The sequence below is a fragment of the Kitasatospora sp. NPDC056531 genome (genome assembly GCF_042794375.1).
Classification (GTDB): domain Bacteria; phylum Actinomycetota; class Actinomycetes; order Streptomycetales; family Streptomycetaceae; genus Kitasatospora.
The window spans coordinates 43,602-68,944 of the sequence record NZ_JBHTTU010000042.1; the positions used below are offsets into that span (position 1 = coordinate 43,602).

General features: G+C 73.9%; 20 protein-coding genes, 3 tRNA genes and 1 pseudogene. 3 read left to right on the plus strand and 21 right to left on the minus strand.

Going from position 1 to position 25,343, the window contains the following annotated elements:
• Positions 1 to 208: 208 nt before the first annotated feature.
• The 8 genes from ACFQ87_RS28915 to ACFQ87_RS28950 form a co-directional block, all read right to left on the minus strand.
• Complete coding sequence (locus tag ACFQ87_RS28915; protein ID WP_380613779.1) at positions 209 to 2,809, minus strand: ComEC/Rec2 family competence protein; 2,601 nt, start codon at positions 2,807 to 2,809, stop codon at positions 209 to 211.
• A gap of 63 nt (positions 2,810 to 2,872) precedes the next feature.
• Positions 2,873 to 3,775, minus strand: a complete 903-nt coding sequence (locus tag ACFQ87_RS28920) for a helix-hairpin-helix domain-containing protein (RefSeq protein ID WP_380613780.1) — start codon at positions 3,773 to 3,775, stop codon at positions 2,873 to 2,875.
• 133 nt (positions 3,776 to 3,908) lie between these two features.
• Positions 3,909 to 4,754, minus strand: coding sequence for a DegV family protein (locus tag ACFQ87_RS28925; protein ID WP_380613781.1), 846 nt, complete (start codon positions 4,752 to 4,754; stop codon positions 3,909 to 3,911).
• 71 nt (positions 4,755 to 4,825) lie between these two features.
• The gene (locus tag ACFQ87_RS28930) at positions 4,826 to 5,596 is read right to left on the minus strand and encodes a hypothetical protein (protein ID WP_380613782.1); all 771 of its coding nucleotides are present in this window, start codon (positions 5,594 to 5,596) and stop codon (positions 4,826 to 4,828) included.
• Between the two features lie 300 nt (positions 5,597 to 5,896).
• Positions 5,897 to 8,782, minus strand: coding sequence for a leucine--tRNA ligase (gene leuS, locus ACFQ87_RS28935; protein WP_380613783.1), 2,886 nt, complete (start codon positions 8,780 to 8,782; stop codon positions 5,897 to 5,899).
• Between the two features lie 347 nt (positions 8,783 to 9,129).
• Positions 9,130 to 10,425, minus strand: coding sequence for a hypothetical protein (locus tag ACFQ87_RS28940; RefSeq protein ID WP_380613784.1), 1,296 nt, complete (start codon positions 10,423 to 10,425; stop codon positions 9,130 to 9,132).
• 97 nt (positions 10,426 to 10,522) lie between these two features.
• Positions 10,523 to 10,595, minus strand: a tRNA-Ala gene (locus ACFQ87_RS28945).
• A gap of 209 nt (positions 10,596 to 10,804) precedes the next feature.
• A complete protein-coding gene (locus ACFQ87_RS28950) occupies positions 10,805 to 12,244 on the minus strand; it encodes an MFS transporter (RefSeq protein WP_380613785.1) in 1,440 nt (479 codons plus the stop codon).
• Positions 12,245 to 12,347: 103 nt separating this feature from the next.
• Between ACFQ87_RS28950 and ACFQ87_RS28955 the strand changes: the two genes are divergently transcribed.
• A complete protein-coding gene (locus tag ACFQ87_RS28955) occupies positions 12,348 to 13,247 on the plus strand; it encodes a helix-turn-helix transcriptional regulator (RefSeq protein ID WP_380613786.1) in 900 nt (299 codons plus the stop codon).
• A gap of 100 nt (positions 13,248 to 13,347) precedes the next feature.
• Here ACFQ87_RS28955 and ACFQ87_RS28960 read toward each other — a convergent pair.
• From ACFQ87_RS28960 to ACFQ87_RS28995, 8 genes are all read right to left on the minus strand, one after another.
• Positions 13,348 to 13,420: transfer RNA gene (locus ACFQ87_RS28960), tRNA-Ala, on the minus strand.
• A gap of 57 nt (positions 13,421 to 13,477) precedes the next feature.
• Positions 13,478 to 13,550: transfer RNA gene (locus tag ACFQ87_RS28965), tRNA-Ala, on the minus strand.
• Between the two features lie 193 nt (positions 13,551 to 13,743).
• Complete coding sequence (locus ACFQ87_RS28970) at positions 13,744 to 14,394, minus strand: histidine phosphatase family protein (protein ID WP_380613797.1); 651 nt, start codon at positions 14,392 to 14,394, stop codon at positions 13,744 to 13,746.
• The gene (gene rsfS, locus ACFQ87_RS28975; protein WP_380613787.1) at positions 14,391 to 14,849 is read right to left on the minus strand and encodes a ribosome silencing factor; all 459 of its coding nucleotides are present in this window, start codon (positions 14,847 to 14,849) and stop codon (positions 14,391 to 14,393) included. Before rsfS ends, ACFQ87_RS28970 begins: the two co-directional genes overlap by 4 nt.
• 186 nt (positions 14,850 to 15,035) lie before the next feature.
• A complete protein-coding gene (locus tag ACFQ87_RS28980; RefSeq protein ID WP_380613788.1) occupies positions 15,036 to 16,859 on the minus strand; it encodes a LytR C-terminal domain-containing protein in 1,824 nt (607 codons plus the stop codon).
• Between the two features lie 167 nt (positions 16,860 to 17,026).
• Positions 17,027 to 17,659: a nicotinate-nucleotide adenylyltransferase gene (gene nadD / locus ACFQ87_RS28985; protein WP_380613789.1), complete on the minus strand. Its 633-nt coding sequence runs from the start codon at positions 17,657 to 17,659 to the stop codon at positions 17,027 to 17,029.
• Positions 17,660 to 17,783: 124 nt separating this feature from the next.
• On the minus strand, positions 17,784 to 17,939 hold the full coding sequence (locus tag ACFQ87_RS28990; RefSeq protein WP_355669510.1) for a hypothetical protein: 156 nt from the start codon (positions 17,937 to 17,939) through the stop codon (positions 17,784 to 17,786).
• Between the two features lie 216 nt (positions 17,940 to 18,155).
• The gene (locus ACFQ87_RS28995; RefSeq protein ID WP_380613790.1) at positions 18,156 to 18,302 is read right to left on the minus strand and encodes a hypothetical protein; all 147 of its coding nucleotides are present in this window, start codon (positions 18,300 to 18,302) and stop codon (positions 18,156 to 18,158) included.
• Between the two features lie 256 nt (positions 18,303 to 18,558).
• Between ACFQ87_RS28995 and ACFQ87_RS29000 the strand changes: the two genes are divergently transcribed.
• Positions 18,559 to 19,611, plus strand: coding sequence for a M48 family metallopeptidase (locus ACFQ87_RS29000; RefSeq protein ID WP_380613791.1), 1,053 nt, complete (start codon positions 18,559 to 18,561; stop codon positions 19,609 to 19,611).
• 126 nt (positions 19,612 to 19,737) lie between these two features.
• Here the strand turns inward: ACFQ87_RS29000 and ACFQ87_RS29005 are convergent, their stop codons facing one another.
• From ACFQ87_RS29005 to proB, 5 genes are all read right to left on the minus strand, one after another.
• On the minus strand, positions 19,738 to 20,799 hold the full coding sequence (locus tag ACFQ87_RS29005; protein WP_380613792.1) for a hypothetical protein: 1,062 nt from the start codon (positions 20,797 to 20,799) through the stop codon (positions 19,738 to 19,740).
• A gap of 103 nt (positions 20,800 to 20,902) precedes the next feature.
• Positions 20,903 to 21,484 (minus strand): hypothetical protein, encoded by a 582-nt coding sequence (locus ACFQ87_RS29010; protein ID WP_380613793.1) that lies wholly within the window; start codon positions 21,482 to 21,484, stop codon positions 20,903 to 20,905.
• An 89-nt stretch (positions 21,485 to 21,573) separates the two neighbouring features.
• A complete protein-coding gene (locus ACFQ87_RS29015) occupies positions 21,574 to 22,896 on the minus strand; it encodes a glutamate-5-semialdehyde dehydrogenase (protein WP_380613794.1) in 1,323 nt (440 codons plus the stop codon).
• Positions 22,897 to 22,960: 64 nt separating this feature from the next.
• Positions 22,961 to 23,485 (minus strand): hypothetical protein, encoded by a 525-nt coding sequence (locus ACFQ87_RS29020; protein ID WP_380613795.1) that lies wholly within the window; start codon positions 23,483 to 23,485, stop codon positions 22,961 to 22,963.
• A gap of 164 nt (positions 23,486 to 23,649) precedes the next feature.
• Positions 23,650 to 24,786 (minus strand): glutamate 5-kinase, encoded by a 1,137-nt coding sequence (proB, locus tag ACFQ87_RS29025; RefSeq protein WP_380613796.1) that lies wholly within the window; start codon positions 24,784 to 24,786, stop codon positions 23,650 to 23,652.
• A 308-nt stretch (positions 24,787 to 25,094) separates the two neighbouring features.
• Here proB and ACFQ87_RS29030 point away from each other — a divergent pair.
• Positions 25,095 to 25,343: pseudogene (locus ACFQ87_RS29030) on the plus strand (DUF4232 domain-containing protein); the annotation flags it as partial.

Sequence of the window (25,343 nt, forward strand, 5' to 3'; positions counted from 1 at the left end):
CTCAGAAAGAAGAGAGAGGAAACCACCCCTCGCCCCTTCTCTCTGGGGGGGGGGGGGTTGTTGGTGTGTTGTTCGCGGGGAAGACCCCCGCCCCCCGCCGCCATCACTTTCCCCGGGCCCCCGCCCCCGCCCCCACCCCTCCCTCTCCACCTCCCCCACCCCTACCCCTTCCCTGCCCCACCTTGCGGAGGGAGGAGGAGAGCGGGGGTCACGGGGGCGGGGCGCGGGGCTCGGCGGTGGAGTGGGCCTGGCGACCGGAGCGAGCGGAGTGAGCGCCGTGGACGGGCTGGGGGTGGACAGCCACAGCGAGACTGGACGGGGAGTCACCGACCACGGCGATGTCACCCGCGCGGTCGGTACGCAGGACAGTGGCACCCAGCGCGCGCAGCCGCTCGACCGTGCGCGGGGACGGGTGACCGTACGCATTGCCCTCACCGCAGGAGATCAAGGCCAGCCGCGGCCGCAGCGCCGCGGTCAAGTCCCAGTCCTGGTGCGCCGAGCCGTGGTGCGCCACCTTTAGGACGTCGACCCGGCCCAAGCGGCCCAACAGGGCGGACTGGGCGGGTGGTTCGAGGTCACCGAGCAGCGCCATCCGCAGACCACCGGCCAGCGACACCAGCAGCGCCACGCTCGCGTTGTTCGCGCCGGGCGCTTCCACGGCCGCCACGGGATCGGGCCACACCACGTCCCAGGCCAACCCCGCACCCGCCGACCGCCGTTCACCACGACCCGCCCGCAGCAGCGACACCCCGGCCCCGGCCACCCAACCGGCCACCCGGGCCACCTCTCCCGGCGGATCGTCCAGCACCGTGCCCTCGACCGCACCGACCTCACGACCCCGCAACACCCCCGGCACACCCTCGACATGGTCGGCATGGAAGTGCGTCAGCAGCAGAAGCGGCACCCTCGTGACCCCGAGATCGCGCAGGCACCGGTCCGCGGCGTTCGGGTCCGGCCCCGTGTCGATCACCACCGCGCTGTCCGACGCATCGCCCCGAAGGGCCAACATGTCTCCCTGCCCGACATCGCACATCGCCAGCCGCCACCCCGGCGGCGGCCAGCCGGTGGCGATCCGGGCGAGCTGCGGCGGGCGCAACAACACGGCCAGCAGTACCACCAGCAGGACGCCCGTCACCAGCGCCCGGGCCCAGCGGCGCCGAGTTCGGGCCCGCCGGCCGGGCGCCGCCCGCCGGGGCAACAGGAGGGGCGCCGCCCAGCAGACGGCCAGGGTGGCGAGGGCGACCGTCACCGTCCCGAACCAGCCGCCCGGCCAGGAGAGTTGGCCGCCCGGCAGCTCGGCTCCGCGGCGCGCCACCAAGGCGAGCCAGCTGGCCGGCACTCCGGCCGGTTCGGCGAGCAGGCGGGCCAGGGACGGGAGGAACGGCTGCAGGGCGAGCACCCCGAAGCCGAGCAACGTCGCCGGGGCCACCGCCAGTTCGGCCAGCAGGTTGCACGGGATCGCCACCAGGCTGATGTGTCCGGACAGCACCACCGTCACCGGCGCGCACAGCGCCTGTGCGGCCGCCGTCGCGGCCAGCGCGCCCGCCAGGTGGTGCGGCCAGCGCCGGGCCCGCAGGGCTTCGGCCCAGTGCGGCCCGAGGACGAGCAGCCCCGCGGTGGCGAGCACCGAGAGCAGGAAGCCGAAGGAGCGGGCCAGGAACGGGTCCAGCAGGACGAGGACCAGCACGGCTCCGGCGAGCGCGGGTACGGCCTGGCGGGGGCGGCCGGTGGCCAGGGCCAGCATGCCGATCAGTCCCGTTCCCGCCGCCCGCAACACGCTGGGCTCGGGTCGGCAGACGGTGACGAAGGCCAGCGTCAGCGCCGTGCCCAGCAGGGCGCTGGTGCGCAGCGACAGCCCCAGCACCGCGGCCAGCCCGCGCCGTTCCGCGGTGCCGGCCTGGCCGGGCGCGCCGAGCAGCACGCCGAGGACGATGGCCAGGTTTGCCCCGCTGACGGCCACCAGGTGCACCAGGTCGGTGGCCCGGAAGGCGTCCACCAGATCGTCGGGCAGTCGGGAGGTGTCGCCGACCACGAGCCCCGGGAGCAGCCCGCGCGCGTCCGAGGGGAGCCCGTCGGATGCCGTGCGCAGGCCCTCGCGCAGCCGCCCCGCGATCCGCTGCGGCAGGCTCGGCGGCGCGAGCTGCCGGGGCGGACCGTGGACGGCCAGCAGCGCCGCGGACTCGGTGTCGTAGCCCTCCCCCGCCGGTCGGACCTCGGCCTCCGCGGCCAACCGCTCGGACGGGAGCAGCCGCAGCCAGGGCTCGCTCTCCGGCCCCCGGACCATGACGGTCACCGGGGTGTGGGTGCGGGTGGCCCGCCCGTCCGGGAGGACGGTGACGCGGTCGGCCACGGCCTCCACGGTGAGGAGGCTCTGCCCGCCGGTGGTGCCGCCGCGGGAGGTGTGGACCTTCGGGTCCCCCTCGACGGTCAGCTCCACCTCCACCGCCGGGGCGGGCGTGCCCACGGATCGCGGCGGGTCGTGCTCGGCCGTACGGGCGAGCTCCGGCAGCGGCCCCCGGTGCAGGTCGGCGGTGTGCAGCGGGGTCGCGACCGCGGCCGCCGCTCCAGTGAGCAGGACGGCGGCGATGGTCACCGCGGCCCCGCGTCGGCGCAGGAGGCCCGGTCGGACGAGCAGCGGGACGGCCGCGAGCACGGCGACGGCCGCGAGCGAGCGGAGCAGGACCTCGGACCCGGGTTCCAGCGTTAGCAGCGCCGCCGTGACCACCCAGGCCGAGACGGCGGGGAGCAGCAGCCGGAAGTCGGCAACCGAGGAGCGGGAGCGCGGGAGCGCTGCGGTGACGGCGGACATGGCGGTGCCTCCCTTCGGCGGTCAGCGAGTTCATGCATCGGGAACGGAAAGAACGTCGGGGCGTCAGAGCGTCAGCAACGGGCGGAGCTCCGCGAACGTACGGGTCCCGATCCCGCTGACCTGCCGGAGCTGGTCGACCGTGCGGAACGAGCCGTGCGAGGTGCGGTAGGCGAGGATGCGCTGGGCGAGTGTCGGGCCGACGCCCGGGAGGGCGTCGAGCTGTTCGAGAGTGGCGCGGTTGAGGCTGACCGGCGGTCGGGGCGCGCCGGCCCCGGGAGGCCCGTTGGCGCCTCCGGAGAGCGGGACGGGAGCCGGCGCCTGCTCACCGACCAGGATCTGCTCACCGTCCGTCAGCACGCGGGCCAGGTTGAGGCCCCTGGTGTCCGTCTCCGGCAGCGGACCGCCCGCCGCCCGCAGGGCGTCGGCCACCCGCGAGCCGCCCGGCAGGGTGTGCAGGCCGGGCAGGTGGACCCGTCCGCCGACGTCGATCACGACGGCGGCCTCCGCGCCCGGGCCCGCAGGGGCCTCGGGCGGCCCGGCCCCGGAGGCGGCCGGGGCGAGGGCGGAGGGCATGCCCGGCTCCGACGGCGCCGGGGCGACCGCGAGCGCCGGGACGGCCACCGCCTCCGGTCTGGCAAGCCAGAAGTGCTGCACGGCGTAACCCACCGCGAACAGCAGCAGGATCACCAGCCCGGCCACCGCCCGCCGGTCGAGCGCCAGCGCCGTGGCGAACCGCAGCCGCGCCCCGTCACCCGATGCAGGGCCGACGAGGTCGACCGCTCCCGGCGGCGCCTCGGCAGGCAACGGTGGAGCGGCCCCCGGGGGCGCGGGAACACCCGCGGAGGGGCCGCCCACCGGTTCCTCGCCCACCGGTTCCCCGCCCGCCGGCAGCAGCGCCGCCATCCGCAGCCGTACCGTCTCGTTGATCGCTTGGCGCTTAGCCGCGCCCAGGCCCAAGGTCGTCATGGCGAGGACGCTAGGAGGCCGACGGCCGACCCGCGGAAATTACCGAAACCCTGTGGATAACCCGGGGGTTGTGGATAAATAACGTCACTCACACGAGTGAGAGGGATCCACGCAAGTTGACCGGACCGCCGTCTCAGCGCGGCGCGACCACCACCGCGAGCAGCCCCGGCCCGACGTGCGCACCGATCACCGCCCCCACCTCGCCCACGTACAGCTCCCGCAGTCCCGGCACCCGCGCTCGCAGCCGCTCCGCGAGCGGCTCGGCCCGGTCCTCGGCCGCCAGGTGGTGCACGGTGATGTCCACCGCGCCCTCCCCCGACCGCTCGACCGCGATCTCCTCCAGCCGGGCGATGGCCCGCGAGGCCGTCCGCACCTTCTCCAGCGGTTCGATCCGCCCCCCGTCCAGGTGCAGCAGCGGCTTGACCGCCAGCGCCGACCCGAGCAGCGCCCGAGCCGCCCCGATCCGTCCGCCCCGGCGCAGGTGCTCCAAGGTGTCCACGTAGAAGAACCCGCTGGTCCCGGCCGCCCGCCGCTCCGCCGCCCCGGCCGCCTCCGCCAGGCCCTGCCCGGCCGCGATCGCCTCGGCGGCCGCCAGCACCCCGTACCCGAGGGCCATGCCGACCAGTCGGCTGTCCACCACCCGCACGGGTACGGGCGCCTCGGCGGCCGCCAGCCGGGCGGCCTCGACCGTGCCGGAGAGCTCCCCGGAGATGTGCACCGAGACGATCCCCTTCGCCCCGGCCTCGGCGGCCGCCCGGTAGGTGGCGGCGAAGGCCTCCGGGTTGGGCCGGGAGGTGGTCACCCGCTGTTTGGCGTGCAGCGCCTCGGCGACGTCCTTCGGGGAGATCTCCACGCCCTCGCTGAGGACCGAGTCACCGACCGCGACGCTCAACGGGACCACCGTGATCCCGTGCCGGTCAAGGCTCTCCTGCGGCAGATAGGCCGTGGAATCGGTGACAAGTGCGAGGTCGGAGGGCATGAGCCGGAGGTTACTCCCCGTTCGTCCGGGAGGACAGCGCACTCCCGGACGCACCGGAAGGCCCCGGGAAATCAGCCCGCCGAGGGCCCCGCCGACGGCTTCCGCAGCCGCTGCGCCAGCTTCACCAGCGGATCGGCCAGCCCGAGCAGCTCCTCCGCGCTCGGCCGCCCCTTCCCCTCCGTCAGCCCGGCCCGGGCCGCACGGGCGCTACCGGCACCGGTACCACCGGCACCGCCAGCACCAGCACCGGACGAAGCCCCAGGCGCAGCACCGGCGGAGCCGCCCCCCGCGGTGTCCCAATGCCGCAGCGCCCCCGCCTCGCTCTCGCACTCCTGGCTCAGCCGGCTCAGCTCGTCGTCCGCGAACCGGTGCATCCGGTCCTGCGCCGCCCACCGCATGGTCTCCGCCGAATGGACGATCCGCTCCGCCCGCTCCCGCAGCTCCGGCAGCTTGGCCGCGATCCGCGCGGTGTCCGGCTCGCGCTCCAGCATCCGAAGCTCGCCGTCCAGCTCCACCGCGTGGGCGTCGAGCCGGGTCAGCAGCGCGAGGGCCTCGCCGAGCTGGCCGTCCTGCGGCAGCCCGCTCTCCAGCACCTGCCGGGTGCCGTCCAGGGAGGTCCGCAGCTTGAGCCGGACGGTGGCGATCTGCGCGGGCGGGCCGACCTTGGTGTACGTCTTCGCCTTGAGGGTGGCGGTCTCGACGACGCGCCGGGCGTTGGCCTCGTGCTTCTCGACCTTCGCGGCGACGGCCTTGGCCGCCTTGACCGTGCCGAGCACGGCCAGGACGAGCACCGCGATCCCGAAGAGCAGGACCAAGCCGATCATCACGCCGAACACGTCCATCACGCGTCACCTTCCGCCACCGGATCGGCCCCCACCGGGCCCAACGCGGGCCGCACTGCCGAGGGTTCCACCGTAGCCGCCGCACCCGGCCCGGAAACGGTCCGAACGGGCCCGACGGGCGGAGATCAGGGACAGATCCGGGATCTCCCCGAGGGCCCGGGACGCACCGCCGGCACCACGGCGCACCACCGCGCACCACCGCGCACCACCGCGCAAACGCACCGGGCGGGCGCCCCGAAGGACACCCGCCCGGTCAAGCCGGTCCCGGCCGAGAACTCGGCCGAGCATTCAGCCGACCCGTCAGCCCGTCACGATGTTCACCAGCTTCGGCGCCCGCGCGATCACCTTGCGCACCGTCGCGTCGCCGATCGCCGCGACGACCGTCGGGTCCGCCAGCGCCAGCGCCTCCAGCTCGGCGTCGGTGATGGTCGGCGCGACCTCCAGCCGGGCCTTCACCTTGCCCTTGATCTGCACCACGCAGGTCACCGCCTCGTCGACCACGTACGCCGGGTCGGCGACCGGGTAGTCGGCGTGCGCCAGCGACTCGCCGTGGCCCAGGCGGCGCCACAGCTCCTCGGCGATGTGCGGGGCCAGCGGCGCGACCATCAGCACCAGCTGCTCGGCGACGGCCCGCGGCGTGGAGCCGCGCTTGACCAGGAAGTTGTTCAGCTCGATCGCCTTGGCGACGGCCGTGTTGAAGCGCAGCCCGGCCATGTCGCCGCGGATGCCGTCGATCGCCTTGTGCAGGGCGCGCAGGGTCGCCTCGTCCGGCTGCTCCTCGGTGACGACCAGTTCGCCGGTGGTCTCCGAGACGACGTTGCGCCACAGCCGCTGCAGGAAGCGGTACGAGCCGACGACGGCCCGGGTGTCCCAGGGGCGGGAGACGTCCAGCGGGCCCATGGACATCTCGTACAGGCGCAGGGTGTCCGCGCCGTACTCGTCGGCGATGTCGTCGGGGGCGACGGCGTTCTTCAGGGACTTGCCCATCTTGCCGGCCTCGCGCTTGACCGGCTCGCCCTGCCAGGAGTACGTGCCGTCGCGCTCCTCGACCTCGGCGGCGGGCACCGGGAAGCCGCGCTCGTCGCGGTAGACGTCCGCGGTGATCATGCCCTGGTTGAACAGCTTGTGGAACGGCTCGACGGAGGAGACGTGCCCCAGGTCGTGCAGCACCTTGTGCCAGAAGCGCGCGTACAGCAGGTGCAGCACGGCGTGCTCGGCGCCGCCGACGTACAGATCGGCGCCGCCGGCCGGCTTGGCCGCGGTGGGGCCCAGCCAGTAGCGCTCGTTGGCCGGGTCGGCGACGGCCTCGGTGTTGGTCGGGTCGACGTAGCGCAGGTCGTACCAGCACGAACCCGCCCAGTTGGGCATGGTGTTGGTCTCGCGGCGGTACTTCTTGACGCCGTCGCCGAGGTCCAGCTCGACGTTGACCCAGCCCTCGTTGCGCGACAGCGGGGTCTCCGGCGAGGAGTCCGAGTCGAACGGGTCGTAGGTGCGCGGCGAGTAGTCGTCGACCTCGGGGACCTCGACCGGCAGCATCGAGTCGGGCAGCGCGTGCATCACGCCGTCCTCGTCGTAGACGATCGGGAAGGGCTCGCCCCAGTACCGCTGGCGGCTGAACAGCCAGTCACGCAGGCGGTAGTTGACGGTGCCCTCGCCGATGCCGCGCTCGGCCAGCCACGCGGTGACGGCGGCCTTGGCGTCGATGACGCTCAGCCCGTTCAGCGACAGGTCGCCTTCGGAGCGCGCGGAGTTGACGATGACCGAGTCGTAGGTGTCGAAGGCGTCGTCCCAGGCCGCCGGGTCCTCGCCGCGCCCGTCGGTCGGCTCGACGACGCAGCGCATCGGCAGGCCGAAGGCGCGGGCGAAGGCGAAGTCGCGGTGGTCGTGGGCGGGGACGGCCATGATGGCGCCGGTGCCGTAGCCCATCAGCACGTAGTCGGCGATGAACACCGGGACGGACTCGCCGCTGACCGGGTTGACGGCGTAGGCGCCGGTGAAGACACCGGTCTTGACCTTGGCCTCGACCTGCCGCTCGACGTCCGACTTGGCGGCGGCCGCGGCGCGGTAGGCGGCGACGGCCTCGGCGGGGGTGGCGGCGCCGCCGGTCCACTCGGCGGGCACGTCCTGCGGCCAGGCGGCGGGGACGATGGAGTCGACCAGGCCGTGTTCGGGCGCCAGCACCATGTAGGTGGCGCCGAACAGGGTGTCGGGCCGGGTGGTGAAGACGGTGATCTCGCCGGAGTCGACGGCGAAGTCGACCCGGGCGCCCTCGGAGCGGCCGATCCAGTTGCGCTGCTGCAGCTTGATGGCCTCGGGCCAGTCCAGCAGGTCCAGATCGGCGATCAGGCGGTCGGAGTACGCGGTGATGCGCATCATCCACTGGCGCAGGTTGGACTTGAACACCGGGAAGTTGCCGCGCTCGGAGCGGCCGTCCGCGGTGACCTCCTCGTTGGCCAGAACGGTGCCCAGGCCCGGGCACCAGTTGACCGGCACCTCCTTGGCGTAGGCCAGGCGGTACTCGCCCAGGACCTCGTCGCGCTCGGCGGCCGACAGCTCGGCCCAGGCGCGCCCACCCGGCACCTCACGCGAGCCGGACTCGAACTGGCCGACCAGCTCGGCGATCGGGCGGGCCTTGCGGGCGTCCTCGTCGTACCAGGAGTTGAAGATCTGCAGGAAGATCCACTGGGTCCAGCGGTAGTAGTCCGGGTCGATCGTGGAGATCGAGCGGCGCGGGTCGTGGCCCAGGCCCAGCCGGCGCAGCTGCTGGCGCATGTTGGCGATGTTGGCCTCGGTGGAGACCCGCGGGTGGGTGCCGGTCTGCACCGCGTACTGCTCGGCGGGCAGGCCGAAGGCGTCGTAGCCCAGCGTGTGCAGCACGTTGTGGCCGGTCATCCGCTGGTAGCGGGCGAAGACGTCGGTCGCGATGTAGCCCAGCGGGTGGCCGACGTGCAGGCCCGCGCCCGAGGGGTACGGGAACATGTCCATGATGAAGCTGTGCGGCTTCGCGGCGACGTCACCCGCGGACGGGTCGGCCAGCGCACCGGTGGGGTTGGGGGCGTGGAAGGTGCCCTCCTTCTCCCAGAGGTCCTGCCAGCGGGACTCGATGTCCGCCGCCAGCACGGCGCTGTACCGGAACGGCTCGGTCGCGGTCTCGGCCGCGCCGGACGCAGGGGTCGTCTCGCTCATGGTCCTTCAAGCTCCATCGGTGTCAGTTGGCGAACCGCGCGACGCGGCCGGCCCGTGGACCCGGCCCATGACGCGGGCGGGGGCGGAAAACAAAAAATCCCCTCGCAGGAGGGGACGCCACGCCGACTCCGGCACCGCCCGAGGGCGCGGCCGGTCCTGGTCAGCGCGGCCGGCTAAGGAGCAGGCGCACGGTTCGCATGGGCTCAGGGTACCGCAAGCAGGTCAGGGCGCTTCCGGGGATATCGCACGGCGGACGGCACGCAGCAGGGCCCGGATCCCCGCGCCGCGGACGGCACACGACAGGGCCAGGATCACCACACCGCGGACGGCACACAGCGGGGCCCGGATCACCGCGCCGCCGCACGCCCCACCGCGTCGAAGTCGCGCAGCGCCTTCGCCAGCCGCTCCGACTGCATCCCCGCCGCCAGCGAGCGCGCCTGCGCCACCGTGCGGGCCGCCTCGCGCTGGTCGCCGAGCCGCCGGTGGGTCTCGGCGAGCCGGACCATCAGCAGCGCCTTGGAGCGGGCCCGCCCCGGCCCGAGCCCGGCGACGGCCTCGGCGAGCAGCGGCTTGGCCATCCGGCACCGGCCGAGCGCCAGCCGCCCCTCCCCCACCATCCCGGCGAGGTCGGCCCGGGCCTCCTCGGTGCCGGGCAGGCCGTCCAGTTCGGCGAAGGCCCGGGCGGCGAAGGCCTCGGCCTGCTCCGCCTCCCCGCGACGGCCGTGGGCACGGGAGATCCGGCCGAGCTGGCGGGCCCGGGAGGTGGGGCTGAGCGCGGGGCCGTGGGTGTCCAGGGCGGTGCGCAGCGCGGAGACGGCGTCCAGGCCGCGCCCGCCGGCGCCCTGGGTGGCGAGCACCACCAGCGCGCCGAGCCCGGCGACGCCGAGCCTGGGGTCGCCGCTGACGTGGGCGGCGCGCAGCGCGGCGACGAAGGCCCGCTGGGCGGCGGCGTCGTGGCCGAGGTCGTAGGCGGCCCAGCCGGCCAGCCGGGCGAGCCTGCTGGCCGTCCCGTACAGCTCGCGGCCCAGCCGTTCGTCGTACGCTCCGAGCTCCAACAGCTTGGCCAGCATGGCGAGTTCGGCCCTGGCGGGGCCGAGGACGAGGCCGCCGCCGCAGGAGCGTTCGAGCCGCTGCTTGCTCCGGCAGGACAGGCCGAGCTCGCCGACCAGCCCGGGGTCGACGCGCAGCGCGCCCTCGCCGCCCCCGACCGGCGGCGGCGAGGAGGCGAGCCGTTCGGCGGCGTGGTCGAGGTCGGCGCTGCGGAACAGGTCGGTGAGGCGGACGGGTCCGGCGTCGGTGGCGGCCTCGCGCAGCGCGGTCTGGGCGGTGTCGGCGGTCCACGGGTCGGTGAGCAGCCGGGGCGAGAGGATCTTGGCGCCTCGGTGGCCGCCCATCCGGCCCCAGAGCTGCTCGTAGGTGACGGCTATGCCCAGGGTGCGGCTGAGCACCTCGCAGACCGTCTGGTCGTGCGGGCTGCGCGGCACCATGCCGCGGTCGCGCCACTTGTACGGGGCGGTGGAGCTGATGGCCAGGCCCGGCGGCAGGGCGAGGCTCACCTCGCGGGCCAGCCGTTCCGGACTCCAGCCGAGCTGGTGCAGTATCCGGGCCAGCTCCTCGTTCCGCCTTCGCTGCAGATCGGCCATGACACGACGGTAGCGGTCTTTCCCGCCCGCCCGCCGGTGGCATGGACACAACGACGAAGAGCCGCCCCCCGTGACGGGAGGCGGCTCTTGATCACTGTGGAGCTATGGGGAATTGAACCCCAGACCTCTTGCATGCCATGCAAGCGCTCTACCAACTGAGCTATAGCCCCTTGACCTGCGATGTCACCGGGCTTCTCGGCCGTTTCCGTCCGTTTCCCTCGGCGACATCGACTACTTTACACGGTCCGGGGGGTGCTCCAGAAATCCGTTTCCCGAGGTGCGGCCGACGCCCGCGGCCGCACCTCGAAAACCCGTCCTGTCACAGGCGCGTCCTGCCGCCGCCACGCCCCGCCGCGAACGCGCCCTACCGCGAACGCGCCTACCGCGCCGCCCGCCGACTGCGCGCGGCGAAGCCCGCCCCGGCGAGCACCCCGACGGCGTTGACCACGAGGGTCACCTCCAACGCGTGCCCCGACTCGGCGGCCGGCGCCGGCAGGGCCACCTGCCCGAGGAACACCGAGCCGAGCACCGCGACCCCGATCACCTGCCCGAGCTGGATGACCGTCACCATCACCCCGCTGGCATCGGCCGCGTCCTCGGGCGCCACCCCCGCGAGCGCCCGGGCGAACAGCGGCGCGTACGCGCACCCGGCGACCAGGCCGAGCGCGGCCATCTCCACCAGCGGAGCCACCCCGATCTCGGCGCCGCCGCCGAGCAGCACCCCCAGCAGCAGGTAGCCGCCCCCGAGCAGCACGGCGGCGAACACCGGCAGCAGCCCGTGCAGCCGGCCCGGCAGCCGGTGCCAGTGCAGGCTGGACAGCCCGAAGCCGACCGCGACGGGCGCCGAGCAGAGCCCGGCGCGCAGCGCGCTGTGGCCGAGCGCGGCCTGCTGGTGCAGGGCGAAGGCGAACATGAAGCCCGAGAAGGCCGCCATGATCGCGAACAGTCCGGCCGCCGCCGGGCGCAACCCGGGGGCGCGCAGCACCCGTCCGGGGATCAGCGGCTGCCCGCCGCGCCTGGCGACGCCCCGCTCGACCACCGTGAACGCGCCGAACAGCAGCACACTGCCCGCGATCATCACCCAGCCCCAGACCGGCCAGCCGAGCTCGTGGCCGAGCACCAGCGGCACCACCAGCAGGCCGAGCGCGGCGCCCAGCACCACCAGGCCGGGGACGTCGAAGCCGCGCGAGGCGTCGCCGGGCAGCCTCGGCAGCAGCCGGGCGCCGGCCGCCAGCAGCACCACCCCGATCGGCACGTTGACCAGGAACACCGGCCGCCACCCGGTGCCGAACAGGTCGGCGCTGACCAGCACCCCGCCGAGCACCTGCCCGAGCGCCATCCCGACGGCCAGCACCGCCGAGTAGAGGCCGAGTGCCCGGGTGCGGGCGGCGCCGGTGAAGGTGCGCTGCAGCAGGCTCATCACCTGCGGCACCATCAGCGCCGAGCCCGCGCCCTGGAGCAGCCGGAAGGCGATCAGCCAACCGGTGGCCGGGGCGAGGCCGCAGGCCAGCGAGGTGGCGGTGAAGGCGGCCAGACCGAGCTGGAACAGTCGGCTGTAGCCGTAGCGGGCGCCGAGCCGGGCGCCGGTGATCAGCAGGACCGCGTAGGTGATGGTGTAGCCGGCGATCACCAGCTGCAGGGCGGCGCCGGAGGCGCCCAGGTCGGTGCGGATGGTGGGCACCGCGACGTTGACGATGGAGACGTCGAGCACGGCCATGAACTGCCCGCACAGGACGAGCGCGAGGAGGAGCCCCGGCCGTACCGCCGGAGCCCGGGTGGTGCCTCCGGCCACGTCGGGCCGGATCTGAAGGTCCGTCATGGTGACCAGCCTGGAGCCGTCCCGGTACTGGTGGTTAGAGCTTGCTGATCCTGGTATTGGCAGCACCTGTATCGCCGGCGCGCGCTGCGGCACGATGGACGGCATGACCGTGCTTCAGGACCTGCCCACCGCGACGGGCGGCCGCGACCGCCGTCGGACCGAGCTGGCCCGCTTCCTGAAGGCCTGCCGGGCGCGGGTCACCCCCGAGGACGTCGGCCTGCCGCCGGGGCTGCGCCGCCGTACGCCGGGCCTGCGGCGCGAGGAGGTCGCGCAGCTCGCCGGGGTCGGGGTCACCTGGTACACGTGGTTGGAGCAGGGCCGTCCGATCAACGCGAGCGAGCAGGTGCTGCTGGCGGTGGCCCGGGCGCTGCGGTTGGACGGCACCGAGCGCCAGCACCTGTTCCGGCTGGCCGGTCTGGCCCCCTCACCGCTCGCGCAGCCGGCGCCGCCGGAGCTGAGCCCGTCGATCCAGGTGATCCTGGACTCGCTCGCCCCGCTGCCGGCGGCGGTCTCCAACACCCGGTTCGACGTGCTGAGCTTCAACCGGCCGTACCGCTCGCTGTTCGGCACCGAGCGGATGCGCCCGTCCCACGGGGTCTTCTTCAACAGCCTCTGGTGCATGCTGACCACGCCGTCGTGCTGCAACCCGTGCGAGAACCCGGACGAGACCCTGCCGCGAATGGTGGCGGTGCTGCGCTCGGCGTACGGCAAGCACGTCGGTGAGCCGGCCTGGGAGGCCCACGTGCAGCGGCTGTCGGCGCGCAGCGAGCTGTTCCGGGAGCTGTGGGCCCGCCAGGAGGTGGCCCCGCCGAAGACCCTGCTGCGGATCTTCCGCCACCCCGTGCTCGGCGTGGTGCGGCTGAACGCCACCTACCTGACGATGCCGGGCGTGCCGGAGTGCTACATCGTGGTGTACGTCCCGGAGAGCCCGGACGACCGGGAGCTGGTCGAGCGGCTGAACTCCCTGCCGCCGGGCGGCTGGAGGCACACCTGCGAGCCGTAACGGGCCGGTGGAAAGCCGAGGGAAGCCGGTGGAAAGCCGAGGAAAGCCGGCAAAACCCGAGAGGCCGCCACCCGGTGGGTGACGGCCTCTCGAACTGCTGTGGAGCTATGGGGAATTGAACCCCAGACCTCTTGCATGCCATGCAAGCGCTCTACCAACTGAGCTATAGCCCCGCGACACGGACGACCCTGGCCCCGGAATTCCAACTGGCCACGACCGCCGATGCGGAGTGGAGCTATGGGGAATTGAACCCCAGACCTCTTGCATGCCATGCAAGCGCTCTACCAACTGAGCTATAGCCCCGCACTCACCGGATCTCCCGCTTCCCTTCCGGGCCGCGTTCCCTCCGTGCGAACGAGGAAGACTCTAGCTGGTCAGGCCCGGAACTGCGAAATCCGCCCCCTCCGGGCCCCAGCGAAGCCCCCGTCGCCCGAGTGCCGGCGCGCCCCGACCGGCGCGCCCCGGCCGGCGGGAGCAAACCGTCGGGACCGAGCCGTCAGGTGTCGTCGCCGATGACCGGTTGCGGGAGCGTGCCCGCGTTGTGCTCCAGCAGCCGCCAGCCGCGCGCCCCCTTGCCGAGCACCGACCAGCAGCAGTTGGACAGCCCGCCGAAGCACTCCCACAGCGCCGCCTCCAGGCCCAGCAGGCTCCCGAGCATGGTGCGGATGGTGCCGCCGTGGCTGACCACGACCAGCGTGCCGCTCTCCGGAAGCTTGGCGACGGCCTCCAGCACCACCGGCACCGAGCGGTCGGCGACCTCGGTGGACAGCTCCCCGCCGCCGCCGCGCCGCACCGGCTCCCCGGCCGCCCAGGCCGCGTACTCCTCCGGGTAGCGCTCACGGATCTCGGCGTTGGTCAGGCCCTGCCAGGAGCCCGCGTAGGTCTCCCGCAGGCCCTCGTGGTGCTGCACGTCGAGCCCGGTGACCGCGGCCAGCTCCTCGGCGGTGCGCCGGGCGCGCTTGAGGTCCGAGGAGATCAGCAGGTCCGGACGCAGGCCGGAGAGCAGCCGGGCCGCCCGCTGGGCCTGCAGGACGCCCTGACCGGTCAGCTCGATGTCCGTGCTGCCCTGGAAACGCGACTCGAGGTTCCAGGAGGTCTGGCCGTGCCGCCAGAAGACGATGCGCGGGCCGCGCGCCTCCCGGCTCAGTGCAGGTCCTCGGGCTTGCCGAAGTCGTCGGCCGGGGCGACGGCGTTGCCGGCCCGGTCGGTGATGGCGTCGGGGCGGTTGCGCGAGGCCACGGCGTCCTCGGGCAGCGGCAGCTCGGGGCAGTCCTTCCAGAGCCGGTCCAGCGAGTAGAAGGAGCGCTCCTCGGAGTGCTGGACGTGCACGACGATGTCGAGGTAGTCGAGCAGGATCCAGCGGCCCTCGCGCTCGCCCTCGCGGCGCACCGGCTTGATGTCCAGCTGCTCGCGCAGCTGGTCCTCGATCTCCTCGGCGATCGAACGGACCTGGCGGTCGTTGTTCGCGGAGGCGATCAGGAAGGCGTCGGTGATCGACAGCACCTCGCTGACGTCGAAGGCGATGATGTTGTGTGCGAGCTTGTCGGCCGCCGCCTGCGCGGCGACGGTGATGAGCTGCTGGCTGTGGTCGGTGACGGTCACGGTGTTCTTCCGGCTCGGCGGCTTGGGGCGGACCCCGGCGCGCAGCCGGGGGTCGCCTTCCAGGATCTCACGCCGCCCCGGCGGCCCCGGAACCGTTTTCCGGGGCCGCCGACGCCGGGCGCGGCCGAACCGGGCCCGGCCGCCGACGCCGGGCGCCGGCCGGAAGGGCCGGACCCGACCGCCGGCCTACTGCTTCGGCGGCTGGTAGTCCTTGCCGAGCACGACCACCAGGTCCGCGTTCTGGGCGTCGCCCACCTTCTTCACCGCCGAGTCCGGCAGCCCCAGGCTGGTCGCCAGCGACTTCGCCGCGGCCTGCCGGGCGTCGTCGGTGTAGCGGATCTCACTGGAGGCCTGCGCGGCGGTCTTGGCGCCACCCGGGATGAAGGTCAGGCCCGAGTTGACGATCTGGACCTGCGCGGCGGCCGCGGCCGCGTCGTTGCCGCTGGCGTCCTGCAGCGAGACCCGGGCCGAGGTGTCGCCGGCCGCCGCGGACTTCACGGTGCCGCCGAGCACGTCCTTGACCTGCTTGCCCGCGGTCGCCTCGTCCAGCCCGCCGTCCGGCTTGACGGTCAGCGCGGCGGTGCCGAAGTGGCCGTCCTTCGCCTGCTGGGCGAGCTGGGCGAGCACCCCGGCGAGGGCGTCCTCGGGCAGCGAGGGGTCGAGCACCGCGTTCATTCGGTGCACGTCGTCCTTGGCGTCCTTGAACTCGGTCGGCATGGTGCGCACCACCGCGTCCATCACCTGCCCGAACCGGGCCAGCTGGGCGTCCCGGTTCTCGCCCGGCGCCTGCAGGGTGGCGTACGCGACCGCGGCCTTGCCGCTGAGCAGGGTGTTCTTGCCCGCCGCGGACAGCAGCTTGCCGTCCGGCTTGCCGCCCTCGTGGGTCTCGGCATTGGTGTCCACCCGGACACCGCCGAGCTGGGAGACCAGCATCTCCAGGTACGGGGTGTCCAGCCGCCAGGTGCCCGCCACCGGGGCGCCGAGCACGGTGGCCAGACCGTCGCGGGTCGCCGAGGCGCCGATCGCGTCCATGGCCTGGCCGACGGTGGTCACCGGCGGATCGCCCGGGCCGGGCAACCGCAGGTTGTCGGGCAGCAGCAGCACCGTGCCCTTGTGCCCGGAGGCGTCGTTGACCAGCAGCGCGCTGGACGTCTTGCCCTGCAGGTCGCGCAGGTGCACGACGTTGACCTGGCGCCCGCCGGCCGCGGCGGCCGCGGTCGGCTTGTCGCCGGTGAACCACAGGTAGCCGCCGACGCCGCCCGCCGCGAGCGCCAGCACCACACCGAGGCCGACCAGCCGGTTGCGCAACTTGCGGCGGCGCTCGGCGCGCACCTCGCTGCGCGACTCGGCGAACTTCAGCCAGTCGATGACGTCCTCGGACTCCTCCGCCTCCTCGTCGACGAAGGTGAACTCGCCCGTGGTGTAGCTGTCCTTGGGCGCCCGGGAGCCGGGCTTGCCGGAGCGGGCCCCGGCGACCTGCTCGGAGGGCGCCTCGGGCTTGTCCGGGGCCGCCTCGGCGGCCGGCCGGGACGTGCGCGGGCGCGGCGGCGGCACGGCGGCGGGAGCCGCGGGCTCGACGGGAGCGGGCGCGGCTGCGGCGGCCGGGCCGCCGACCTCGGGCTGCGGCGGCTGCTGCGGCTCGGCGACTACCGGCGCGGCCTGGTACGGCTGCTGGTATCCCTGGTGGTACGCCTGCTGCTGGTAGCCGCCGTACGGGTCCTGGGTGTACACCGGCTGCCCGTACTGGTCGTACTGCGCCGACTGCTCGTACGGGTGCTGCTGCTCGTACCCCTGCTGCGGGTACCCCTGGTAGCCCTGCTGGTAGCCCGGCTCCTGGTGGTACCCCTGCTGCTGGTGGCCGGCGTAGGTGCCCTGCCCGTACACCGGCTGCCCGTACTGGTCGTACTGCGCCTGCTGCTCGTACGGCTGCTGCTGGTACCCCTGGTACGGCTGCTGGTACTGCCCGGTGGACCACTCCTCCGGCGGCTGCTGGCCGTTGCGCTCGCTCATGCGCCCACCTCGCTGCGCTCGGCGGCCGCTTCGCGAAACGCGCACCCTTCGATTGTTCGCTCGCTGCGCTCGCTCATGCGCCCACCTCGCTGCGCTCGGCGGCCGCTTCGCGAAACGCGCACCCTTCGATTGTTCGCTCGCTGCGCTCGCTCACTGACGCTCCCGGCTCAGGTCCCGTGCGGCGCGTACAGCGCCCGCTTGTCGATGTAGCGGACCACGCCGTCCGGGACGAGGTACCAGACCGGCTCGCCCTTGGCGACCCGGTTGCGGCAGTCCGTGGAGGAGATGGCCAGCGCCGGGACCTCCACCAGGGAGACCCCGCCCACCGGAAGTCCGGCGTCCGACAGAGTGTGCCCCGGGCGGGTGCATCCGATGAAGTGGGCCAGCGAGAAGAGTTCGTCGGAGTCGTGCCAGGTCAGGATCTGGGCGAGCGCGTCGGCTCCGGTGATGAAGAAGAGGTCCGCGTCCGGGTGCAGGGCGTGCAGGTCGCGCAGGGTGTCGACGGTGTACGTCGGGCCCTCGCGGTCGATGTCGATCCGGCTGACCGAGAACTGCGGGTTCTCGGCGGTGGCGATGACCGTCATCAGGTAGCGGTCCTCGGCCGAGGTGACCTGCCGGTCGCACTTCTGCCAGGGCTGCCCGGTCGGGACGAAGACCACCTCGTCCAGGTGGAACGCGCTCGCCACCTCACTGGCGGCGACCAGGTGGCCGTGGTGGATCGGGTCGAAGGTGCCGCCCATCACGCCGAGGCGCTTCTTCACCGGTTCCGGTCCGCCGGGAATCCCGGCCTGCTCTCCCATGCCGCCACACCTTACGCGACGCCCGTTACGGTGCGGGAACGCCCGTGTGGGGGTTGCCCGCAGATGCGTGAGGGAGCGGCCGGCCCGATGGCCGGACGCTCCCCTGGCGGTCCGTGGACCAGGCTCAGCGGTCCCGGTTGAAGCGGGTGGTGATGAAGAGCAGGAGCAGCAGGATGAACAGCGCGGCGCCACCCGTCAGGGCCGGGTTCAGGCTGTCGTGGTTGCCCCCCTCGCCCTCGGCGAGCAGGTTCAGAACGGGGAGTGCGGCAGCAGTGCTCATGGTCGGCGGGACCTTCTCGGCTCGGTGAACGGACCTGGGGGTTGTTCCGGGCCGGTGAGGGCCCACCCGTCATCGTACGGGGGGTTACACGGCAACCGCGCGGCGGCCCACCGCCACTGACCGGGCGTGAGCGGGCGGGGTGGACGGGCCGTCGAGAGGGGCGCGCGGGCGACCGCCCCTGCCGAGCTGCGAGGCGAGCACGGGGAAGGCGGCGGCCTACTGACCGCGGAAGGCGCGGGCCATGATCCAGACCAGCAGACCGATCCCCACGAAGGACGCGATCACGATGATCCGCAGGAACAGGCCCGGGCCGGCCTCGTCGGAGATGGGGGCGGCCAGGCTGACCAGCGTGTCGGTGGACATCTGAGGGGCTCCTCGAACTGCTCGGTACCGCGGCCGGATCCGGTCTCGGTTCTCCAGGGCATTCAGGGTAAACCCGCCTCACACCGGCGCCGCCCACCGGCCCCTGTGACTCGCCCGCGCGGCCCGCCCCGCGCGTACGCTGGCCCCGGGGACGAGTACGCAACCACGGACGTTGCACAGACAGTCGTTGCAGGCGAAGAGCAGCGGGGGGCCGGTACCGCGCCGGGGCCGCCGTCGACCAGGAGGTACTCAGACCATGACCGACACGTTCGAGAAGAGCCCGAGCCGGCGCCGCCAGCGCTTCCCCGAGATCTCCACCCGGGCCTGGGAACACCCCGCCGACCGCTCGGCCCTGGTCGCCCTGCGCAAGTTGTCGGGCTTCGACGACGTCCTGAAGAAGCTCGCCGGGCTGGTGTCCGAGCGCGCGATCCGGCTGATGTTCCTGGCCACCGCCGTGAAGACGTCCGAGCGTCAGTTCCCCGAGCTGTACGACATGGTGCGCGACGCCGCCTACGCGCTCGACCTGGACCAGGTGCCGGACCTGTACGTCACCCAGGACCCGACGGTCAACGCGTACACCATCGGCATCGACACCCCGATCATCGTGATCACCAGCGGCCTGGTCGAGCTGCTGGACGAGGAGGAGCTGCGCTCCGTCATCGGCCACGAGGTCGGCCACGCGATGTCCGGCCACGCCGTCTACCGGACGATGCTGATGATCCTCACCAACATCGCCACCCGGATCGCCTGGGTGCCGCTCGGCAACCTGGCGATCATGGCCCTCGTCACCGCCCTCAAGGAGTGGTTCCGCAAGGCCGAGCTGTCCAGCGACCGGGCCGGCCTGCTGGCCGGGCAGGACCTCCAGGCGTCCATGCGGGCCCTGATGAAGCTGGCCGGCGGGCACAACCTGGCCGAGATGAACGTCGACGCGTTCCTGGAGCAGGCGGAGGAGTACGAGAGGGCCGGCGACCTGCGCGACGGCGTGCTCAAGCTGCTCCAGCTGCTGCCGCAGACCCACCCGTTCGCGGTGGTCCGGGTCGCCCAGCTGAAGAAGTGGGCGGAGAGCGACGAGTACCGCTCGATCCTGGCCGGTGCCTACCCGCGCCGCTCGGACGACCGGGACACCTCGGTCGGCGAGCAGTGGAAGGCCGCCGCCGACCACTACACGACCTCGGTGAAGGAGAGCAAGGACCCGCTGATGGGCCTGCTGCGGGACGTGGCCGGCGGCGCCGCCACGGTCGGCGGCAAGCTGCGCGACACCTTCACCGGCGGCAACCGCGGCCCCGCCACGGACCGCGACGACAGCTGAACCGGCGCACGGACCACGGCGGCCGGGGGCCCGGTCCGGGTCACCGGCCGCCGCGCCGTTCCGGGGGCCGCCCTCGATCCGGGGCCCGCTACCGCCCCCAGCGCCCCAGGTCCTTTCCAGGAATCCTCAGCCGCCCGCCAGCACCCCGCACACCTGCCAGGCCGGCCGCGCGTGGTTGCCCGGGTCGACCGGCGTGGGCGGCGCCACCGCGGTGCCCTGCACGGTGGCCAGCACCGGCTGCAGGAAACCCGCCATCGAGACGGCGCACGGCGCCGGCCCGACCTGCACCACCGAGTCCACCAGCCGCAGCTGCGCCGAGGCCAGGTCCACCCGGTCGAACTGGAAGGTCAGCTCGCGCCGCACGGTCTCCAGGGTGACCGGCGCCCCGGCGGGGGCCCCGGCCGACTTCAGCGCGTAGACGAAGGTGTGGTCGGTGGTGATCTGCAGCGTGCCGCTGTCGGCCTCGTCGATCCGCATCGCGCCGGTCACCTTCACGGTGGCGGAGGCGAGCGCGACCTGCGCCGGGTCGAAGCGGACCACCCAGCCGGTCAGCGCGTGGTGCCGGTCGTCCACCGGCTGTGCGACGCTCTCGTCGAACCCGGCCTGCTCACCGGGCGTGACGAAGGCCCGTATGTCCGCGGTGGCGCCCTGTACCAGCGCGGCCGGGGCCAGCGAGGAGGCGACCAGGTAGCGCTGCACGGTGTCCAGCGCCTTGGTCACCTCGACCCGGCTGAAGTGCTCGGTGGCGGCCCCGGTCGGGGTGTTCAGCCCGATCGTCCCGTCGCCGTACCCGGGCGGCAGCGCGGCGAACGGATTCGCCGGGTCGGTCACCGGGTGGACGGCCGAGGCCGGGCTCAAAGCGACCAGGCTGACGGTCACTTGGCTGCCCTCGGGCCGCGCCGGGATGCCCTTCGGCGAGTTCACCCCGAAGTACACCGCCGCCCCGAAGGCCAGCAGGATGAGCAGCAGCAGCGCCAGCGCCTGGCGCGGGACGGTACCCAGCGGCCCGAGCCGCACCCGGGCCCGGGTGGCCTTGCCGAAGGAGCCCGCGAGCCGCTCCCGGGCGGACAGCTCCTGGATCCGGGCAGCCCGCACGAACGACTCGTCGAACACGACGGACCGGAATTCGTCCTCGTTTCCGGAACCGCCCTCGGGCGTACCCTCAGGAGGCTCTCGCGGGTCACCCATGACACCAGGGTAGGCGTACACCCGTCCCGCTACGAGGGCCCCTGCGCAGATTGCCGGGAACGCTCCGTGGCCACCCGCCCCGGGCGTGCGCCCCCGGCTCCGGCTAGCCCGCGGGCGCCGTGACCACCGGCGACGGATCGGCCGGCGCGGGCCGCGGGTCCACCCCCGTGCTGCTGCTGCCGGACTCCGGGCGCCGGGGCGCGCCGGAGGTACCGCCCACGCCCTGGTAGATCGCCGCGACCGCCACCGCCACCAGGCTCACGCCCATGATCACCGCGAGCACCCAGGCCACCGGCCGGTGCCAGCGCTGCTGGGCCACGTACCGGCCGCGGGCGCGCACCGGATCGTAGCGGCGCCACCGCCGCCGGGCCCGGCGGCCGGTCGCCCGGCCCGGGCCCGACCACGGATCGGGGTACAGGTGGTCCTCGTCGAGTCCGCTCGGGTACGGGCGCAGCTCCAGCGGCAGCCCGTCACCGGCCGGGACGTCATAACCCCAACCCGGTCCCGCGGTGTCCGGCTCGAACCGCGCCTCGGCCGCGGCGAGCTGCCGCTCCTTGGCCGTCGGCTCGTGCACGGCGGCGGACCGGACGAAGGCCTCATCGAAGACCACGGTGGCGAACTCGTCGTCCGCACCACCGTGGTCGGCGCCGTCGGGGTACGGCAAGCCCCCCACATCCTCAGCCACGGATTCAGCGTATTACCGGTCGGGCGATTTGTCTGTGGCTCCCGGCAGTTGGTCCGTCACACCTGTGCCGGACGCCCCGCACGCCGCGCTCAGCGGGCGTCCGCGTCCCCGCCCACGGTCTGCGTCGCCTCGCCGCGGACATGCCCGTCACCAGTGACGATGTACTTGGTGCTGGTCAGCTCGGGCAGGCCCATCGGACCGCGGGCGTGCAGCTTCTGGGTGGAGATGCCGATCTCCGCACCGAAGCCGAACTCACCGCCGTCGGTGAACCGGGTGGAGGCGTTGACGGCCACCGTGGTCGAGTCGACCAGCTGGGTGAAGCGGCGGGCGGCGGCCTGCGAGGTGGTGACGATCACCTCGGTGTGGCCGGAGGACCAGCGGCGGATGTGCTCGACGGCGGCGTCCAGCGAGGGCACCACGGCCGCCGCCAGGTCGTACGAGAGGTACTCGGCGCCCCAGTCCTCGTCGGTGGCCGGCACCACGGTGGCGGCGCTGCCCTCGGCGGCCTTGAGCACCGCCTCGTCGCCGTGCACGGTCACCCCGGCCTCGGCCAGGGCGGCCAGCGCCAACGGCAGGAAGTCGTCCGCGACGTCCTGGTGCACCAGCAGGGTCTCGGCCGCGTTGCAGACGCTGACCCGCTGCGCCTTGGAGTTCAGCAGGATGCCGACGGCCATCGCCAGGTCGGTCCGCGCGTCCACGTACACGTGGCAGTTGCCGGTGCCGGTCTCGATCACCGGGACGGTCGAGCCCTCGACCACGGTGCGGATCAGCGAGGCGCCGCCGCGCGGGATCAGCACGTCGACGAGGCCGCGGGCGCGCATCAACTCCTGCACGGAGTCCCGGCTCTCCCCCGGCACCAGCTGGATCACGTCGGCGGGCAGTCCGGCCGCGGCGACGGCGTCCCGCAGCACCGCGACCAGCGCGGTGTTGGAGCGGTAGGCCGAGGCGGAGCCGCGCAGCAGCACCGCGTTGCCGGACTTCAGGCAGAGCGCGGCGGCGTCCGCCGTGACGTTCGGCCGGGCCTCGTAGATGATGCCGACCACGCCCAGCGGCACCCGCACCTGACGCACGTCCAGGCCGTTCGGCAGGGTGTAGCCGCGCACCACCTCGCCGACCGGGTCGGGCAGGCCGGCCACGTCGCGCACGTCGGAGGCGATCGCGGCGATCCGCTCCCCGGTCAGCGTCAGCCGGTCGATCACGGACTCCGCCGTGCCCGCCTCGCGGGCCCGGGCCACGTCCTCGGCGTTGGCCGCGACGATCTCGGCGGCGCGGGCGACCAGCGCGTCCGCGATCGACAGCAGCGCGGCGTCCTTGGCGCCGCGCGGCAGCGGGGCGAGCGCGGCGGCGGCCTCCCGGGCACGGCGCGCTACGGCGAGGACGGGGCTGTCGGCGGTGGCGAGGTCGCTGGTCATGCCGCCAAGGGTAGCGACTGCGCCCGCCCCGCCCGTCGCCGTTTCGACATCCGAACAGGGCCGGTCAGTAGGGATGCACGCCGCCCAGGTGCGGTGACGGATCGCCGAAGCCCTCCGCCACCCGCTTGTGGTACGTCGCCCGGTCGACCACCTCCAGCCCGACGATCTCCCACGGCGGCAGGTTCGCGGTGACCTTGTGCTCGCCCCACAGCCGCAGCGCTATCGCCGCCGCGTCGTGCAGGTCCCGGGCCTGCTCCCAGTACCGGATCTCGGCGTGGTCGGCCGCGTAGCGCGCGGTCAGGAAGAACGAGTGGTCGTGCGCCAGCCGCTCCAGCGAGGCACGCAGGGCGGACAGCGGGGTGACCTGCCCGGCCACGCTCAGCACCACGTGCCACAGCCGCGCCTGCTCGGGCACGCTGGGCGGGTCCGCCGCCTCCGCGCGCTGCGGCCGCAGCCTGCGCACCCCGCCGGGCCTCTGCGGTGGCGGACCGGCCGGCTCGGCGGGGCCGTCCCCGCGGCCGCCGTCGATACTGGTCAGCCGCCGGCCCGCCGTCCCTCCGGTCAGCGCTGCCTCGCGCCTGCGTTCCACCGGCGGCCTCCTGTTCGGCGATGTCGTGTCGTCCCCACCGGCCCCGTCGGCCTTCGGCCGACCGGTACGGCTGCACCCCTCCTCGCCCGCGGCCGGGCCGCTCCTGTACGGAGCGGCCCGCCGGCCGCGCTCCGCCGATCGGCCGACGTCGGCCGATCGGCCGGTCAGCCGTGCAGAACGACCAGGTCGTCGCGGTGGACGACCTCGCGCTCGTACGCGGCGCCGAGCTCCTGGGCCAGGTCGCGGGTGGACCGGCCGAGCAGGCGGGGCAACTCCCTCGCATCAAAGTTGACCAGTCCGCGAGCCACGATGTGGCCGTTTTCGGCAAGAAGGTCCACCGGATCACCCGCGGTGAACTCCCCGTCGACCCTGGTGACCCCGGCCGGCAGCAGCGAGGCGCCGCCGGAGACGACCGCCTCCACCGCGCCCGCGTCCAGGTGCAGGGCGCCGCGCGGGCTGCTCGCGTGGGCCAGCCAGAGCATCCGGTCGGAGGTGCGGCTGCCGGTGCGCAGGAAGAGCGTTCCGGTGGGCCGTCCGGCCAGCGCGTCCGCGGCGTGGCTGGCCGCGGTGAGCACCACGGGGATGCCCGCGCCGGTGGCGATCCGGGCTGCCTCGACCTTGGTGACCATGCCGCCGGTGCCGACGCCCGCCTTGCCCGCGCTGCCGATCTCGATGCCGTCCAGGTCGTGCGGGCCGCGCACCTCGGCGATCCGACTGGTGCCGGGCTTGGCCGGGTCGCCGTCGTAGAGGCCGTCCACGTCGGAGAGCAGGACCAGCAGGTCGGCCCGGACCAGGTGGGCGACCAGGGCGGCCAGCCGGTCGTTGTCCCCGAACTTGATTTCGGCGGTGGCGACGGTGTCGTTCTCGTTGACGATCGGCATCGCGCCCATCGCCAACAGCTGGTCCAACGTCCGGTAGGCGTTGCGGTAGTGGGCGCGCCGGCTGGCGTCCTCGGCGGTGAGCAGCACCTGGCCGACCCGGATGCCGTACCGGGCGAAGGAGGCGGTGTAGCGCGCGACCAGCAGACCCTGGCCGACGCTGGCGGCGGCCTGCTGGCGGGCCAGGTCCTTGGGGCGCTTGTCCAGGCCGAGCGGGGCGAGCCCGGCGGCGATGGCGCCGGAGGAGACGAGGACGACCTCGGGCGCGTCCGCGCGGGCGCGCACCTTGGCGAGCGCGTCCACCAGGGCGTCGACCCGGTCGGCGTCCAGGCCGCCGGCCGCCGTGGTGAGTGAGGAGGAGCCGACCTTGACCACGATCCGCCGTGCGGTCAGCACCTCCTCCCGCAGTGAGTCCTCGCTCATCTCGCTGTACGCCCTTCCGGTGTGGTGCGGGTACGGCGGGCGCCGCCCAGCCGTCAACCCCGAAATCTACGCGATCCGCGCAGGTCTCCCGCAGAGTGTTTCACCGGCCGGACCCGGCCTGGTCACGGCCTCGCCACAGCCCGGCCGCCAATCCGGATGACTGGTATGGTCCCTGACCGAAAGCCAGATCGGGGGACGGCTTCTTGCCCGCTGTACCCACTCGTCTTCGACCTTCCTGTCATCGGGCGGCGCCGCACTGGGCAGGCCGGCAACGGTTCGCGGCCGCATGCCCAGGAGAAAAGCGCACCATGCGTTCGTACACCACGAAGCTCACCGTCGCCGCCCTGGCGGCGGCCACCGCCCTCTCGCTCGCGGCCTGCGGCCCGGACAACTCGGACCCGGCCGCCACCGGCGGCGCCACCGGCGCGGCCCCGACCCAGACCGGCGCGGCCACGGGTGGCGCCGCCGGCAGTGCGGCCGGCGGCGCGACCGCCGCCCCGTCGGGCGCTGCCACCGGCGGTGCCGCCTCGGGCGGTGCCGCGGCCGGTGGTGCCGCC

Excerpts from the sequence above, each read along its gene's own strand:
- ACFQ87_RS28940 (WP_380613784.1), bottom strand. The coding sequence starts at position 10,425 with ATGGCCGATCTGCAGCGAAGGCGGAACGAGGAGCTGGCCCGGATACTG.
- ACFQ87_RS28995 (WP_380613790.1), bottom strand. The coding sequence starts at position 18,302 with ATGTCCACCGACACGCTGGTCAGCCTGGCCGCCCCCATCTCCGACGAG.
- ACFQ87_RS28955 (WP_380613786.1), top strand. The coding sequence starts at position 12,348 with ATGACCGTGCTTCAGGACCTGCCCACCGCGACGGGCGGCCGCGACCGC.
- ACFQ87_RS28990 (WP_355669510.1), bottom strand. The coding sequence starts at position 17,939 with ATGAGCACTGCTGCCGCACTCCCCGTTCTGAACCTGCTCGCCGAGGGC.
- leuS (WP_380613783.1), bottom strand. The coding sequence starts at position 8,782 with ATGAGCGAGACGACCCCTGCGTCCGGCGCGGCCGAGACCGCGACCGAG.
- ACFQ87_RS29005 (WP_380613792.1), bottom strand. The coding sequence starts at position 20,799 with ATGGGTGACCCGCGAGAGCCTCCTGAGGGTACGCCCGAGGGCGGTTCC.
- ACFQ87_RS28980 (WP_380613788.1), bottom strand. The coding sequence starts at position 16,859 with ATGAGCGAGCGCAACGGCCAGCAGCCGCCGGAGGAGTGGTCCACCGGG.
- ACFQ87_RS29000 (WP_380613791.1), top strand. The coding sequence starts at position 18,559 with ATGACCGACACGTTCGAGAAGAGCCCGAGCCGGCGCCGCCAGCGCTTC.
- proB (WP_380613796.1), bottom strand. The coding sequence starts at position 24,786 with ATGAGCGAGGACTCACTGCGGGAGGAGGTGCTGACCGCACGGCGGATC.
- ACFQ87_RS29015 (WP_380613794.1), bottom strand. The coding sequence starts at position 22,896 with ATGACCAGCGACCTCGCCACCGCCGACAGCCCCGTCCTCGCCGTAGCG.
- ACFQ87_RS28925 (WP_380613781.1), bottom strand. The coding sequence starts at position 4,754 with ATGCCCTCCGACCTCGCACTTGTCACCGATTCCACGGCCTATCTGCCG.
- ACFQ87_RS28930 (WP_380613782.1), bottom strand. The coding sequence starts at position 5,596 with ATGGACGTGTTCGGCGTGATGATCGGCTTGGTCCTGCTCTTCGGGATC.
- nadD (WP_380613789.1), bottom strand. The coding sequence starts at position 17,659 with ATGGGAGAGCAGGCCGGGATTCCCGGCGGACCGGAACCGGTGAAGAAG.
- ACFQ87_RS28920 (WP_380613780.1), bottom strand. The coding sequence starts at position 3,775 with ATGACGACCTTGGGCCTGGGCGCGGCTAAGCGCCAAGCGATCAACGAG.
- ACFQ87_RS28950 (WP_380613785.1), bottom strand. The coding sequence starts at position 12,244 with ATGACGGACCTTCAGATCCGGCCCGACGTGGCCGGAGGCACCACCCGG.
- ACFQ87_RS28915 (WP_380613779.1), bottom strand. The coding sequence starts at position 2,809 with ATGTCCGCCGTCACCGCAGCGCTCCCGCGCTCCCGCTCCTCGGTTGCC.